Here is a 16205-nt window from a genome sequence, read left to right on the forward strand (position 1 = left end):
CTCTCTATTTAAAGGAAGTTTGTATGTCGTTTAGCATGCTTCGATTAATCTCAATATTGAGTGTATTAAGCCTTTTTCTGTCTTTTTCGTTACTAGCACAAGAGGCAACATTCGAACAACAAATACAGCCTCTTGCCGCAGACTCACTCGTTTTAGATATTACAAAAAATCAACATACCTTAGTTGCAGTTGGTGAGCGAGGCCATGCCTTTGTTTATCAAGATGCCTGGAAACAGGTTGAGACTCCCACACAAGCTTTATTAACCAAAGCGTTTTTCATCACGCCCAAAAAAGGTTGGGCGGTAGGGCATGACGCCACAATTTTGCATACCGAAGATGCAGGCCAATCTTGGCAGTTGCAAATGCAGTCAGCAGAGATAGAAAAGCCATTGTTAGATATTTTATTCTTTAATGAGCAACAAGGTGTCGCAGTCGGTGCGTACGGTTTGTTTTACCGTACTGAAGATGGTGGAAACAGCTGGAACAGCGAATATCATCAAGAATTACTATTCGAGGAGGATGTCGCCTATTTAGAAGAGCTTAAAGCCGAAGATGAAGCATTGTACTTATCTGAGCGAAGTACATTATTGCCGCACTTTAACCGTATTATCCCGGTAACGGACGATATGCTGATTATGGTTGGCGAGCTTGGCTTAGTTGCCACCTCAGTTGATCAAGGTCGCAGCTGGATTAAACAGGATTTTATCTACGAAGGTTCATTGTTTAACGCCGCTATTGTCGATGACACTGCATATGTAATGGGCCTTAGAGGCAATGTTTTTACCTCTGACTTAACTCTTATTGATTGGAGAAAAGTAGCGCTTCCAGTTGATTCCACCATTAATGCAGGTATTAAGTTGGGCGAGGGCACATTACGGGTTATTGGTAATGCAGGAGTCATTATCGATATTTCAGCCTCTGGTGAAAGCCAGCTAGTGGAGCAACGACAGGGTGAAAATCTAGTCGCTATTGCTGAAGACTCAGAAGGAAACTTATGGGTCGCAGGTAATAAAGGTCTCATCAAATTAGAACAAAAAAAATAGGACCTTACTATGTTAGATAAATTAGTTAATGGATTTGAATCTTATCTATTTCGTCATAGAGCTTTTGTCATATTTCTATTTGCTATCGTAACCCTCTTTTTAGGCTTACAAGCAAGTAACCTAAAAATGGATGCGGCATTTGTAAAGAATATCCCGCTTAATCATAGTTATATGCAGACCTACCTTAAGCACCAAAAGCAATTTGGTGGTGCTAATAGCATTATGGTGGCAGTCGAAGATACTAGCGGTGATATCTTTAACGCTAACTTTTTTGATGCGTTAAAGAACGTACATGACCAACTGTTTTTTATTTCCGGTGTAGATAGAGCTCAGGTTAAATCGCTGTTTTCTCCCTCGACTCGGTTTACTGAAGTGGTTGAAGATGGTTTTGCTGGGGGGCCTGTTATTCCTGCAGATTTCTCAACCACAGAGCAGGGCTTAAAAATTGTTCGTGGAAATATTGAAAAGGCAGGCATTGTTGGTCGTTTAATTGCTGAAGATTATTCAGCGGCCATGGTTAGCGCCCAATTAATGGATTTTGACCCACAGACGGGTGAGGCGCTTGATACCTTAGCATTTGCCGCGCAACTTGAAAAAGAGTTACGTGAGCAGTATGAAACTGATGACATAAAAATTCATATTATCGGTTTTGCAAAGATGGCTGGTGACGTGGCTGATGGCGCAAAAGGTGTGCTGCTGTTTTTCTTAATAGCCATCCTAGTGACGGCAGTCATGGTGTACTTCTTTTCAAAATCGGTTGCACTGACTATTTTACCGCTTGTTTGTAGTTTAATCGCGGTTATTTGGCAATTAGGCTTATTAACCGTTGTTGGTTTTGGTTTAGATCCAATGTCGATACTCATACCATTCTTGGTATTTGCGATTGGTGTCAGCCACAGTGTGCAGATGATCAATGCGGTGAGGAGGCGGGTAACAGACGGGCAAACGACGAAAGCTGCGGCGGCATTAGCCTTTAGAAGCTTGTTGATCCCAGGTGGTGTCGCATTGCTATCAGACACCATTGGTTTTATGACACTACTGGCCATTGATATTGGAATTATCAGAGAGTTGGCTATTTCTGCATCGCTTGGTGTCGCTGTCATTATTTTAACCAACTTAATGTTATTGCCGCTGCTTATTTCATTTACTACGGTAACGCCAAACAAAGATGCGCAAAATGCACAGCCGAGTAAAATCTGGATAACACTATCAAATTTTGCCACGCCAAAATATGCGGTTTGGGTGCTTATCATTACAGGGATCCTTTACGGAGTGGGCCTACAGCAGGCCAACAAGATGAAGATTGGTGATCTGCAAGGTGGCGCGCCAGCTTTGCATTTAGACTCTCGATATAATCAAGATACGTTTTTTATTACTGATAAGTTTTCAATTACTACCGATGTCATGACCATTATTGTGGAAGCATTCCCTGAGGCGTGTACTTATCACTCGGTATTGACGCAAATTGATGACTTTGAATGGCAAGTGAGTAATACCCCAGGCGTTGAGGCGACAGCGAGCCTGGCATCTGTCGCTAAGCGTGTTAATGCTGGTTTTAACGAAGGTAACCCTAAATGGAGTGTATTGCCGCGTACAACTGCGAGTTTGGTACAAGCCGTTGGACGGGTTCCTACAACTTCAGGTTTACTTAATAGCGACTGCTCGGTAATGCCTGTGTATCTGTTTCTTAAAGATCATAAAGCTGAAACCATAGAAGTTGTTATTGATAAAGTTAATCAGCTTAAAAAGCAGATGGATAACGATAAGATCCAATTTAAGTTAGCATCTGGTCCTGTTGGTGTGATGGCTGCAACTAATGAAGCGGTAGCTGAAGCGCAATTGCCTATGATGTTATATGTCTATGGCGCGGTCTTTATTCTTTGCCTAATTAGCTTCCGTTCATTACGTGCCACGATAGCAGTGATTTTACCGCTATATGTAGTGTCTACATTAGCTCAGGCATTGATGACTCAGCTCGATATTGGCCTTGCGGTAAGTACTTTGCCTGTTATTGCACTCGGTGTTGGTATCGGGGTCGATTACGGGATCTATATTTTATCGACGATGGCGGTTCGTTTAAGAGACGGCATGCCAGTTCAGCAAGCATATTATGAAGCATTAGTTGAACGCGGGAGTGCGGTTATTTTCACAGGCCTGACTTTGGCAATAGGTGTGAGTACTTGGTTCTTCTCGGCGCTTAAGTTCCAAATGGACATGGGAATATTGCTAACATTTATGTTTTTGGTAAATATGTTGGGGGCAATAATTATCCTACCGGCCATCGCCGCGATGTTTTGGCGGCAGCCCAAGTAGAATCGACTAAAGAGGAGCATTAGCTCCTCTTTTTTTATGCATAAAAAAACGTTATATACGATTGTTATGTCATCAGTGTGAATAAAATCGGTACAAGGTTAATATTGATGAGGATGTACCACTAAAATAGTTCTCGAAATATAGGGGATTTAGTAATAAACTTCGCGCTATGACCTAGGTCACAGAAATAGCTCAGGTCCGTTTGATAAGCATCCATAAAAATTAAAAAGCGCTGCCATAGCCCCCTAAGGAAATAGCAACATGGCCTTGAAAGATGCAATGCCTTCAGTACTGCTCGAAAATGTAGTCAACCTAATTCACGCTAAAGTACCCAATTCACAAGCAAAACAAGTAGAACAGTTCGCTACTTGCCTCTATGCGCACATGTCAAAAGATGACCTCAACGCGCGTAATGACAGTGACCTATATGGTGCTGTTTTGAGTCAATGGAATGCACTAAATAAGACCGCCGTCGGGGAAGGTCATATTAGAGTATTTAACCCTAGCCAGTCTAAGCATGGTTGGCAGTCAAGCCATTCAATTATTGAGATCATTCAACCCGACATGCCATTTCTTGTTGATTCTGTTGGCATGGCAATTAATCGTCTCGGTATTACGGCACATATGATGTTGCATACACCGATGGCAATTGAGCGAAAAGACGGCTCAGTGACGCATGTAAGCTATAGCTCAGATGATCAAAGTAATGTTGATAAAGTCGCTGTATTTCTAATTGAAATCGATAGACAAAGTAGCGACGCTGACATTAAAGCACTCACTAAAGAGATTGAATCGGTAATTGGTGACGTAGGCGCCGCGGTCAATGACTGGCAAGCTATGTCTACTAAGCTTTGCGATACAATTGCTGAGCTCGACGAGCGTCCGTACCCTGGCACTAAAGAAGAGCTTAACGAAGCGAAGAACTTTTTATCTTACCTAAATGATCACCACCTCACCTTACTTGGTTATCGTCGCTATGATTTGCATAAAGTTGAGGGTGATTTAGAGTTAGTCGCTGATAAGTCGACCAGTTTAGGTTTAATGACTAAATCAGCCAAAGCTAAAACAGAAACAGGCTTACTGCTGTCTAATTTCTCTGAAAGTGCCCGTAAAGAAGCACTTGATAAGAGTTTATTAGTATTAACCAAGAGTAGCGAGAAAAGCCGAGTTCACCGTCCTGCTTATGTTGATTATATCGGTGTAAAGCGTTTTGATGAGCAAGGTAATGTGATTGGTGAAGACAGATTTATAGGTCTTTACGCATCTAACCTTTATAACCGCAGTCCTCGTGAAATTCCGCTTTTAGCTCAAAAAGTTCAACGTGTACTCGACAACTCCGGTCTTACCCCACGTTCGCATGACTATAAAGCACTGATGCATATCCTTGAGACCTTGCCACGTGATGAGCTTATTCAAGCAAGTGTTGAACAGTTAGCCTCAATTGCTCATGGTGTTTTAGAGATGCAAGATCGCGACAAACTTAAATTGTTTGTCCGTAAGGATGGCTTCGGCCGGTTCTTCTCTTGTCTCGTTTATGTCTCAAAAGATAGATATAACACTAAATTACGTGAAGATACTCAACGCATCCTTGCTCAACACTTTAATAGTTCAGAGGACGTTGAATTTACAACTTATTTCTCAGAGTCTACTTTGGCAAGAACCCATTACATCATCAAAGTTGACAACAATAATATGGACGTCGATGTGGCAGCGATAGAGAATAATTTGACTGAAGCAGCTCGCTCTTGGGAAGATAAACTTGCAAGCGCTGTATACAGCGCTCAAGGTGAAGAGTTAGGTAATAGCCTAATTAAGCGTTATGTAGACGCGTTCCCACGTAGTTATAAAGAAGATGTGTTACCAAGTTCATCAGTGGTTGATATTCAGCACTTAGAAGAACTTGATGATGACCATAAGTTGGGAATGCTGTTTTATCAGCCGCAAGAGACTGCTCTCAATAACAGCAAAGTTCGCTTAAAACTTTTCCATAAAGATGAGCCTATCCATCTTTCTGATGTGTTGCCTATGTTAGAAAACTTCGGCTTACGGGTTATCAATGAGAGACCGTACGAAGTTAAAACAGCTGATGGAGCGACTTACTGGATCTTAGATTTCTTGATGACAACCCAAAATGTTGCCTCAGATGATTTAGCAGACAGTCAAGAACGCTTCCAAACTGCCTTGTCTCAAGTATGGAAGAAAGAGCTTGAAGACGATGGCTTTAACCGCTTAGTACTGTCTACCGGTTTAACTGGCCGTGAAGTTTCTGTGCTGCGTGCATATGCTAAATATATGCGTCAAATCGACTCTACATTTAGCCAAGCTTACATTGAAGAAACATTCTCAAGCTATCCGCAAATTGCTGATCTGCTAGTTAAAATGTACATACGAAAGTTTAATCCTAAGCTGAAAACACGGACACTAAACAAGTTTATAGAGCAGATAGACATTCGTCTTGACGATGTATCTAGCCTAGATGATGACCGTATCATTCGCCGTTATCTCGATTTAATTAATGCGACCAGTCGTACTAACTTCTATCAGTTAGCTGAAACGGGTTTACCTAAAGCATACATTTCATTCAAGTTTGAGCCAGCATTGATCCCTGAGATGCCTAAGCCTCTGCCTAAGTATGAAATCTTTGTCTATTCACCACGCGTTGAAGGTGTGCACCTTCGTGGCGGTAAAGTGGCTCGTGGTGGTCTACGTTGGTCTGATAGACGTGAAGATTTCCGTACCGAAGTACTGGGTCTGGTTAAAGCGCAGCAGGTAAAAAATACGGTTATTGTTCCTGTTGGTGCAAAAGGTGGTTTTGTTTGTAAACAATTGCCAACGGATGGCGGTCGTGAAGCTTTCTTCGCAGAAGGACAAGAGTGCTATCGTCTATTTATTCGTGGCTTACTTGATATCAGCGATAACATCATCAATGGTGAAGTGGTTGCCCCCGAAAATGTGGTTAGACACGATGAAGACGATCCGTATTTAGTTGTTGCGGCCGATAAGGGCACGGCAACCTTCTCTGATATCGCCAATGAAATCGCTATCGAATATAACTTCTGGTTAGGTGATGCATTTGCCTCCGGTGGCAGTAACGGCTACGACCATAAGAAAATGGGTATTACCGCACGTGGTGCGTGGGAATCGGTTAAACGCCATTTCCGCGAGATGGGGGTTAATTGTCAGACGACTGATTTCACCTGTTTAGCAGTAGGCGATATGGCGGGTGATGTATTTGGTAATGGCATGTTGTTATCTAAGCACACTCGTTTAGTTGCTGCCTTTAACCACATGCATATCTTTATCGATCCGAATCCTGATGCTGCGACTAGCTATGTTGAACGTGAGCGTTTATTTGCGCTACCTCGTTCAAGCTGGGAAGATTACAACCAAGCGCTTATCTCTAAAGGTGGCGGCATATTCTTGCGTTCTGCTAAGTCAATTCCGTTGTCTGCAGAAATGAAGAAAATGCTGGGTAGTCAAAAAGCGTCAATGGCGCCACTTGAGTTACTCAAAGAGCTACTTAAGATGCAAGTTGATCTTATTTGGAATGGCGGTATTGGCACATACGTTAAGGCGACAAGTGAATCGCATGTTGAAGTTGGCGATCGAGCTAACGACGCAATTCGTGTTAACGGCAATGAAGTTCAAGCTAAAATTATTGGTGAAGGTGGAAACTTAGGGTGTACCCAATTAGGCCGTATTGAATACTGCGCTAATGGTGGCCGTATGAACACTGATTTTGTTGATAACGTAGGTGGTGTCGATTGCTCTGATAATGAAGTTAACATTAAGATTTTGCTTAACGCTTTAGTCGCTGACGGTGAGATGACGCTTAAACAGCGAAATCGCTTGCTAGAAGAGATGACTGATGAAGTTAGCCGCATCGTACTGCAAGACTGTAAAGATCAAACTCGTACGATTTCGGTCACACAAGTACGAGGTGCGGAGCAACTAAAAGAGCAAGTTCGCTTCATTCACTATCTTGAGAAAGAAGGTAAGTTGGATAGGGCTCTTGAGTTCTTGCCAAATGAAGATGAGCTTGCCGATCGCCTAGTAAATGGTAAGTCTCTTACTCGTCCAGAGTTATCTGTACTTGTTGCTTACGCTAAGATGGTCCTAAAAGAGCAGTTGCTAACATCAGAAATTACTGAAGATAGCTTCTTAAGTCAGCTTTTAGTTGAGTACTTCCCTAAGCAACTGCAAGAGAAGTATATCGACAACATGGCTGCGCATCCGTTACGCGGTGAAATTATCGCCACGTCTTTAGCCAATGAATTGGTTAATGATATGGGACTTAATTTCGTTCAACGTATGCAAGATGAGACAGGTGCCTCAGTAGCAGAAGCTGCCATTTGTTATACTATGGCTCGCGAAGTATTTGGTTTAGCTGATTTAACTAAATCTATTACTGATTTAAATGGTGTTATTCCAGCCGTTGTACAGTGTGAAATGCTGCATCAGTTGCGCCGTAATATCCGTCGTGCGAGTCGTTGGTTCTTGCGTCATCGTAATCGTAGCTTGAATATTGAACAAACAATTGAGTTCTTTAAACCTGTATTTGATGAATTAAAAGCAAGTGTTCACCAATATATGGTTAATGAAGAGGTTGAGGGTATTCGAGCTGAATCGAACGCATTGATCAAAGAAGGTGTACCTGAAGATGTCGCTATGGTAGTGGCTAATGTCAGCACCTTGTTCTCTGCATTGGATATTGCACAAATCTGTGCTCTAGAAAACAAGCCCGTACCATTAGTTGCTGAAACGTACTTTAAGCTTGGTGCTAGTGTTGATTTACACTGGTTCCTTGAGCAAATTAGTGCGCAGCCTGTGACTAACCATTGGCAAGCATTAGCAAGAGCGGCCTTTAGAGAAGAGCTTGATTGGCAGCAGCGTTCATTAAGTTCAGTCGTTTTAAGAACTTGTACTGAAACATGTGATGCGAATAAGATCATTTCAGAATGGATTGAGTCAAATCAAAGCCTATTGGAGCGTTGGTTCCATATGCTTGCTGACTTCAAGACTTCGCAAAGCCATGAGTTTGCAAAGTTCTCTGTAGCCCTACGTGAACTTAATCTTTTGATCCTTCACTGTGAAGGTCAAAAGTAATCTGATTTAAATCAGAAGCCCTGGCAAATGCCGGGGCTTTTTTCGGTCTAGGAGAAAACATGTTTTATAAAATCGCACAAAAGTTCATGTTTCAGATGGATCCAGAACTGGCGCATAATTTCGCTATTGGCAGTTTAAAATCTACTGGTAATACGCCTTTAAATTGCTTTTATGCGCAAAATATCAAGCCAGCGCCTGTCACTATGATGGGACTGACATTTCCAAATCCAGTAGGTCTTGCCGCTGGCATGGATAAAGACGGTGAATGTATTGATGCATTTCATGCTATGGGTTTTGGCCATATTGAAGTCGGCACAGTAACACCGCGTCCACAGCCAGGTAATGATAAGCCACGCTGCTTTAGACTAAAGCCTGCTAAAGCGATTATTAATCGCATGGGTTTTAATAACAAAGGGGTAGATAACCTAGTTGAAAACCTCAAAGCAGTTAAGTCTAATGCGATGGTCGGCGTCAATATTGGCAAGAACAAAGATACACCTGTAGAGCTGGGTAAAGAGGATTACTTAATCTGTATGGATAAGGTGTATGCTTATTCAGCTTATATTGCAGTAAATATCTCTTCGCCAAATACGCCTGGTTTGCGATCGCTTCAATATGGCGATCTATTAGATGATCTGCTTGGCTCTCTAAAGGCAAAACAAAAAGAACTCGCTGAAAAACATGGTAAGTACGTACCCATTGCTTTAAAAATTGCACCAGACTTGTCAATTGAAGAGATTGAAAAAATCGCTGAAGCACTTATAAAGAGTGAATTTGACGCTGCTATTGCTACCAATACGACGCTAACTCGTGACGGTGTTAGCGGTTTGTTGAATGCTAATGAAGCTGGTGGGTTAAGTGGTAAGCCATTGAATTCATTGTCAACAATGGTTATTAAGCAATTGGCTGACTGTTTGAAAGGTAAACTTCCGATTATTGGCGTCGGTGGTATTAATGCGGCTGAAGATGCATTAGATAAATTAGATGCTGGTGCTGAAATGGTCCAGATTTATTCAGGATTTATTTATCAAGGACCAAAACTAATTAAAGATATTGTAGAAGCATATCGAATTAAGTAATCTGACTTCGATCTAATATTATTTATTAGATCATAAAACGATCATTAAGATCCGTAAAGGATCTCAGTGATCGTTTTTATTCCACTATTAATTATTATCTCGAATTAAATTTATTTTGATATTGGTGAAATAATCATCTATTATTCAATTGTATCTAAATAAAGGTAAACGTTATGTTATTAATGCCAAAAAGGGATTGGCAGTGGGGATATAATGAAGCGTACGGAGTATTAAGCGTTTCGTTAGGGGATGATATGGAATTTTTATCGCCTTATAAATTAAAATCCTTAATACCTGATGCCAAAGAAACAATGGAGTTTAGCGTAGAGCACGCTAAGTTCTATATTGACTTGGTCGACCGTTTATCAAAGTCCATGTCGTTAAATGATGCACTATTAGTGCAAATTGCATTGAATGCTACCGCTGCTCATTTCTTACTGAAACCTCAGATGCCTAAATCTTGGTTTTTTAATGTCTCACATCAATGTGCTTATAGTGAAGTGGGTAAACTCTTTCAGTTAACCACGAGTCAGCATACTGTCATTGCTATGGTTATCGAGTCTGGTTTGCAAGCCTCATTGGTGATGATTATGTCGACAGAATGTCGATTAACCGACTCTAAAAAGCTTGATCAATTTGACACGATAAAAGTGATGCATGACAGGCTTTCACCTATGTCAACTCAAAGACAAGTTAACGCAGCTTAGAACGATTCATAGCATTATTTACTCTTGAACTTAAGCTGTTTTTTGGCAGGATTTTCTCTACAGCCTTTAATAATTAGCCAAGATAACTAGCTTGGCTTGGTAAGTAGTTTGGCTTGATAACTAGCTTGTCTGATAACTAGTTTGCTTTGAAAATTAGCTTGGATAGTTTTGGGGAATTTTTATGCCGAGGAGACTTTCACGGTGCCTTGCTTATGAAAAGTCGAATCCAGTTGACTGTTAATCCATTAGATAGATTATTGGCCATCCAATAACAAAAATTGTTTGCCCGTTCCCTTAATGATTATGAGCCAACATAACTGACGATAATATTAATGAGGCGCTTGCAGCATAATTAAACGCCTCATTATTACTGCTTAATTACTTGAACAACTCGTTTCAATAACTGAGTTAATCAAGATTTCTGATAAAGGTACGTCATTGGCTCCAGTTTTTACAATGCTTATTTGATCGACCACATCCATTCCTTCAATGACTTTCCCAAATACCGCATATCCATAATTTGAGGCAGAGGCATCAAGTTGTGGATTATCGAGTACGTTAACGAAGAACTGAGTCGTGGCAGAGTCCGGTGCGTTTGTGCGCGCCATTGCAATCGTGCCGCGTACATTGCTAATGCCAACATGAGCTTCATTAACAATTGCTTCTTTTCCCGGTTTGGCGACTAAGCCAGTGTTAAAGCCACCACCTTGGATCACAAAGTTGTTTATGCTGCGGTGAAATAGTGTTCCTGGGTAGTAATCACTATCGACGTAATCTTTAAAATTATTCCCTGTAATAGGCATATTGGTTAAATCGATGGCAAATGTCATCTCTCCCATCGTTGTAGACATGATATAGCAGGCATCGGCTTGTAGCTCAGGCACTTGTACTGGAGGCGGAGTTGTTTCATTACTATCGCTTCCGCCACAAGCGGTTAATCCAAGACAAAGTAGTAGAGGAAGTGTTGTTTTCATAAAAGTACTCACTTTTAAAACTCGCACCACGCATGTAGTGAAAGTGTGTTTGTTGTTGTTTTTATGTGTTAATTATGGTGCTGGTGTGATTTTATCTATTTCAGTCTATAGATCAATCAAATGCCGGTAATGGTTACAAAGTGTCGCATCTTGGTGTTAATAGAGGTAAGGCTTATGCGGCCAATGAGCTGGCGGCGTATGTTTTAACAATATACCCTTGCGGGTTCGGCGATCATGTATCTCTGGATATTTCTGGAGAGTGTCAAAACGGCTGGCCTTCTTTTTAGCTGTGTTCTAGTGGTGGCGGCTGGCAACGTTAGGCCTTGCTGTCAGTTATATTAAGCCAAGCTCAGCGCTGCTTATAAGTGTGCATTGCACGGCAGCTGGATATTTTGCAAGTATCTGCATAAAACTTGGAACTTTATGAGGTGCTGCGAGATACATGATATGGCAAGTCTTTGATACCCGAGCAATACCTCAACTTCTAGAAGCCAAACTTTCAGTTTTTTTGCCGGTGATTTGAAAGAAACGAATCAAGGCATATGTTGCCTCAATCAGTTGCTTAAGGGATTAAATTTCGCTTTAGCCAATAACTTTTATCATTTAGTAGTACTAACAGGTATAATGTCGAACTAATTTTTACTGTGTGTCGACTTAATCAATGTTAAATTTTTTTGCTGCAGCTCCTCGGGGCTATGAATATGCGTTATCACTTGAACTCGCTGAGCTTGGCGCTTCTAATATTAAAGAAAGTGTAGCGGGCGTTTATTTTTCTGCTTCGCTAGAGCTGGGATATCGTATTACGCTATGGTCACGCTTGGCGAGCAGAATCATTTTTGTCATTTATAAAGGTCCATGCGAGTCACCTGAGCAGCTATATAACGCCGCTTACGGTATCGATTGGCAGATGCAGTTTTCAAATCGCAGTACTTTTAGTATCGACTTCCATGGCTTGGGTGGTTTTATTAAGAACACTCAGTTTGGTGCGTTAAAAATTAAAGATGCGATTGTAGATCGTTTTCGCGATGATGATTTTTCTCGTCCAAACGTTGAAAGAGTTGATGCCGACTTTAGAATTGATGCCCACTTTAGACGTGGCGAGATCACTATTGGTATTAATTTCTCAGGTCCTGCACTACACAAGCGTGGATACCGCTCTACTACAGGTGAAGCACCACTAAAAGAGAACCTTGCAGCCAATATGCTGGTCCGAAGTGGTTGGCAGGCGGCACAAGTAGATTTGCTCGATCCTTTCTGTGGTAGTGGTACCATTTTAATCGAAGCGGCGATGATGGCTTGTGATATTGCACCTGGTATTCACCGTGAGCGTTTTGGTTTTGACCATTGGTTACCTCACAACAAAAAGGTATGGGAAGAGTTATTAAACGAAGCAAGTGCTCGCGCATCCATCGGTAAAACCCGTTGCGAAATTAAGTTCTACGGCTCAGACATCGATTCTAGACTCGTTGCGCTTGCGAAGCGCAATGCTGAAAATGCAGGCGTGCTTGATTTAATCGACTTCAGCGTGGCAAACGCATTAGATATTAAGGTTCCAGCTGAATCTGGTTTCCTAATATCTAACCCACCGTATGGTGAACGTTTAGGTAATGTAACCTCATTGCTTCAGCTTTATTATCAACTGGGTGATAAGTTCAAGGCCGACTTCGGTGGCTGGAGTATCGCTATTTTAAATAGTGATGTAGAGCTTTTATCTGCACTTAAATTGAAAGCAGATAAGCAGATGAAGATGAATAACGGCGCTTTAGAGTGTGCGTTTAACCTTTATACTGTTCATGCTGAAAATACTCGTCGAGTCGATCCTACCAATATCAAGATTGAAGGTGATGTGAGTGACATCGCAGTGCCTTTTGCTAACCGTATTAAAAAGAACTTTAAGCAGTTAGAGAAGTGGGCTAAGAAAGAGGGTATTGATAGCTACCGTTTATATGATGCTGATCTGCCGGAATATAATGTTGCGGTTGATAAATACCTTGATTACGTCGTTATTCAAGAGTACTCAGCACCTTCTGAAATTCCAGAAGCCGTGACTAAGCGTCGATTAACCGACGTATTGATCTCTTTACCTAGTGCGATAGGTATTGACCCTAATCACATCATTTTGAAAACCCGTGAGCGCAAGAAGGGTACTAATCAATATGAGAAATTAGCCGCGAGTAAGCTTGAGCTCATCACGACAGAATATGGTGCTAAATTCAAACTAAACCTGAGAGAATATTTAGATACAGGCTTATTTTTAGATCATCGATTAACGCGTAAGTTAGTGGGTGAAAAATCAAAAGGTCGCAGTGTATGTAACCTGTTCTCATACACCGGCTCAGCATCGGTACACGCAGCTTTAGGCGGTGCGGCTTCTGTCACAACTGTTGACATGTCTAACACTTATATTGATTGGGCAAAAGAAAACTTCGCATTAAATGGCTTAAATAGCGATAAATATCAGTTTGTTCAGGCGAACTGCCTACAGTGGATGAAGCGCACACACGACAGGTTTGATCTGATTTTTATCGATCCACCGACCTTCTCAAACTCAAAGCGTATGGAAGACTCATTTGACGTGCTACGTGATCACGTGGATATGTTAGCGAATGTGTTTAAGTTGCTAAATCCGGGTGGAGAAATCATTTTCTCAAACAACAAGCGTAAATTTAAGATGGAAGTTGAGCAACTTGAAGCCTTTGGTATGTCAGTTAAGAATATTGATAGCCAAACTCTGCCAATGGATTTCAAGAGAAACCCGCATATCCATAATACTTGGCTAATTACTCATGCCAAGTAATGTTTCAGTAGTCTTGTTTCACACAGATGCTTGCCATCTGTGTGAGCTGGCAGCTGAGCTGCTTGAGCAAACCGATGTTGCTTATAGCATGATTGATATTTGTGATGATCAAAATCTAGCAGAGCAGTACGGCATTCGTATTCCTGTTGTCAAAATAGTCGACACCCAAAATGAACTAAATTGGCCGTTTGATCTCGCAGCATTAAAAAAATTTTTAGGAGCGTAAGTTGAGTCTAGTACGTATTAATAACGGCTCTTTAGCCTACGGTTACACCCCATTATTGCAAAAAGCTGATTTTACCATTGAACCCGGTGAACGTGTTTGTATCGTAGGCCGTAATGGCGCAGGCAAGTCTAGTTTGATGAAAGTATTGAGCGGTGATGTGCTGCTTGATGAAGGTGAGTTTAACATTGCCACTGACGTTAAGGTGAGCCGTTTACAGCAAGATCCCCCTAAAGCTGAGCAGGGCTCTGTATATTCATATATTGCTGCTGGCTTGCAAGAGGTTGGAGAAAAGTTAGAACGATATCATCAACTTTCTCATGATGTCGGCACTGCGTCTCCAGATGAAATGGATCGAATGCTAAAGCAGATGGAACGTTTGCAAGATGATATCGATCATCTTAATGGCTGGCAGCTTGATAACCGCATTAATCAAAACTGTGAGCTATTAGGATTAGACCCCGACGCGGCACTATCTGAATTATCAGGTGGTTGGCAACGTAAAGTGGCACTAGCGCGTTCTTTAGTCAGCGATCCAGATCTATTGCTTCTTGATGAGCCGACCAACCATTTAGATATCGATACAATTGAGTGGTTAGAGCAGTTTCTACTGAGCTACCGTGGCGCGATAGTATTTGTCAGTCACGACCGTGGCTTTATTCAACGTATGGCGACTCGAATTGTTGATTTAGATCGCGGCGTAGTCACCTCTTGGCCCGGCAATTATCAAGCTTACTTAGATGGTAAAGCGGAATGGCTACGTGTTGAAGCTGAGCAAAATGCCCACTTCGATAAAAAGCTAGCTGAAGAAGAAGTGTGGATCCGTCAAGGCGTTAAAGCGCGTCGTACTCGTAACGAAGGCCGTGTTCGAGCACTTAAAGATCTGCGTGTAGAACGTATGGCTCGTCTTAATCGCCAAGGCGGTGCTAAAATGGCCGTTGCTGATACAGACCGCTCAGGAAAGCTCGTTTTTGATATTGAAAATCTTGAATACAATTTACCAGAGAAGAATCTGGTTAAGAATTTCAGTACAACAGTGATGCGTGGTGACCGTATAGCGCTAATTGGCCCTAACGGTTGTGGTAAATCGACGTTAGTTAAGTTGCTTATTGGTCAGTTAGAAGCACAATCGGGTAGTGTTAAAGTCGGTACTAAGCTCGAAATCGCTTATTTTGACCAATACCGTGAAGCATTAGATCCTGAAAAAACGGTTGAAGACAACGTTGGCGAAGGTAAGAAAACGGTAACGATTAATGGCCAAGACCGTCATATTTTAAGTTACTTACAAGACTTTTTGTTCTCGCCTATGCGCGCTAGAACACCGGTTAAAGCCTTGTCTGGTGGCGAGAAAAATCGTTTGTTGTTAGCACGTCTATTACTAAGACCTGCAAACCTTATTATTCTCGATGAACCAACCAACGATCTTGATATCGAGACCCTAGAATTGCTAGAGTCTCTGCTTGCGGATTATAAAGGTACCTTGTTGTTGGTCAGCCACGACCGTGCCTTTATCGATAATACCGTAACCAGTAGTTGGTGGTTTACCGGCAATGGCGGCTGGAGTGAGTACGTTGGTGGTTACGAAGATGCAGTTTCTCAAGGTGCAAGATTTTACTCTGAGGAACCTCAAGGCATAAATGCTGTCAAAGCTCCTGTTGTTGAAGTAAAGCCAGTAGTACAGCCTGTTGCTAAGAAAGTAGAAAAGAAACTTTCTTATCAATTACAACGCGAATTAGAGTCTCTACCTGCTTTGATGGAGCAGTTAGAGCAAGAACTTGAAAATTTACAAGCCATTGTCAGTTCACCTGAGTTTTACGCTCAGGAGCAAAAAATAGTGAATGAAAACTTGAAAGCATTGTCCGATAAGGAAAGTCAGCTTGAAAGTTGCTTTGAGCGATGGGAAGAGCTCGAATCATTGAAGTAATACTAATTAATTAGACTGATGGTGTGTTGATGACAAAAT

Annotated in this window: 9 protein-coding genes; 8 read left to right on the top strand and 1 reads right to left on the bottom strand. The window is 41.6% G+C overall.

The window, feature by feature from the left end; translation table 11 throughout:
• Nucleotides 1–23 precede the first annotated feature (23 nt).
• The 5 genes from ACVBIU_RS00660 to ACVBIU_RS00680 all read left to right on the top strand — a co-directional run bounded on the left by ACVBIU_RS00660 (nt 24) and on the right by ACVBIU_RS00680 (nt 10248).
• Nucleotides 24–1043, top strand: coding sequence for a YCF48-related protein (locus ACVBIU_RS00660; protein WP_447162836.1), 1020 nt, complete (start codon nt 24–26; stop codon nt 1041–1043).
• Nucleotides 1044–1052: 9 nt separating this feature from the next.
• Entirely contained in the window at nt 1053–3356 is a 2304-nt protein-coding gene (locus ACVBIU_RS00665; protein WP_447162835.1) for an efflux RND transporter permease subunit, read from the top strand.
• A 261-nt stretch (nt 3357–3617) separates the two neighbouring features.
• Nucleotides 3618–8462, top strand: coding sequence for an NAD-glutamate dehydrogenase (locus tag ACVBIU_RS00670; protein WP_447162834.1), 4845 nt, complete (start codon nt 3618–3620; stop codon nt 8460–8462).
• Nucleotides 8463–8521: 59 nt separating this feature from the next.
• A complete protein-coding gene (pyrD, locus tag ACVBIU_RS00675) occupies nt 8522–9541 on the top strand; it encodes a quinone-dependent dihydroorotate dehydrogenase (protein WP_447161324.1) in 1020 nt (339 codons plus the stop codon).
• A gap of 173 nt (nt 9542–9714) precedes the next feature.
• Entirely contained in the window at nt 9715–10248 is a 534-nt protein-coding gene (locus ACVBIU_RS00680; RefSeq protein WP_447161323.1) for a cell division protein ZapC, read from the top strand.
• A gap of 374 nt (nt 10249–10622) precedes the next feature.
• Here ACVBIU_RS00680 and ACVBIU_RS00685 read toward each other — a convergent pair whose 3' ends face one another.
• Complete coding sequence (locus tag ACVBIU_RS00685; protein WP_447162833.1) at nt 10623–11222, bottom strand: peptidylprolyl isomerase; 600 nt, start codon at nt 11220–11222, stop codon at nt 10623–10625.
• Between the two features lie 661 nt (nt 11223–11883).
• On the opposite strand from ACVBIU_RS00685, the gene rlmKL reads away from it, so the two are divergent.
• Genes rlmKL through ACVBIU_RS00700 form a run of 3 tightly spaced genes read left to right on the top strand, consistent with a single transcriptional unit; the run spans nt 11884 to nt 16166 of the window.
• On the top strand, nt 11884–14019 hold the full coding sequence (gene rlmKL, locus ACVBIU_RS00690) for a bifunctional 23S rRNA (guanine(2069)-N(7))-methyltransferase RlmK/23S rRNA (guanine(2445)-N(2))-methyltransferase RlmL (RefSeq protein ID WP_447162832.1): 2136 nt from the start codon (nt 11884–11886) through the stop codon (nt 14017–14019).
• Complete coding sequence (locus tag ACVBIU_RS00695; protein ID WP_447161320.1) at nt 14009–14245, top strand: glutaredoxin family protein; 237 nt, start codon at nt 14009–14011, stop codon at nt 14243–14245. The genes rlmKL and ACVBIU_RS00695 overlap by 11 nt, the downstream gene beginning before the upstream one ends.
• A 1-nt stretch (nt 14246) precedes the next feature.
• Nucleotides 14247–16166: an ABC transporter ATP-binding protein gene (locus ACVBIU_RS00700; protein WP_447162831.1), complete on the top strand. Its 1920-nt coding sequence runs from the start codon at nt 14247–14249 to the stop codon at nt 16164–16166.
• Nucleotides 16167–16205: the final 39 nt, after the last annotated feature.

This window comes from Shewanella sp. 30m-14, from assembly GCF_052977125.1.

Bases quoted from the DNA above. Each gene is read 5' to 3' on its own strand.
- ACVBIU_RS00660 (WP_447162836.1), top strand. From the start codon at position 24: ATGTCGTTTAGCATGCTTCGATTAATCTCAATATTGAGTGTATTAAGC.
- ACVBIU_RS00665 (WP_447162835.1), top strand. From the start codon at position 1,053: ATGTTAGATAAATTAGTTAATGGATTTGAATCTTATCTATTTCGTCAT.
- ACVBIU_RS00670 (WP_447162834.1), top strand. From the start codon at position 3,618: ATGGCCTTGAAAGATGCAATGCCTTCAGTACTGCTCGAAAATGTAGTC.
- pyrD (WP_447161324.1), top strand. From the start codon at position 8,522: ATGTTTTATAAAATCGCACAAAAGTTCATGTTTCAGATGGATCCAGAA.
- ACVBIU_RS00680 (WP_447161323.1), top strand. From the start codon at position 9,715: ATGTTATTAATGCCAAAAAGGGATTGGCAGTGGGGATATAATGAAGCG.
- ACVBIU_RS00685 (WP_447162833.1), bottom strand. From the start codon at position 11,222: ATGAAAACAACACTTCCTCTACTACTTTGTCTTGGATTAACCGCTTGT.
- rlmKL (WP_447162832.1), top strand. From the start codon at position 11,884: ATGTTAAATTTTTTTGCTGCAGCTCCTCGGGGCTATGAATATGCGTTA.
- ACVBIU_RS00695 (WP_447161320.1), top strand. From the start codon at position 14,009: ATGCCAAGTAATGTTTCAGTAGTCTTGTTTCACACAGATGCTTGCCAT.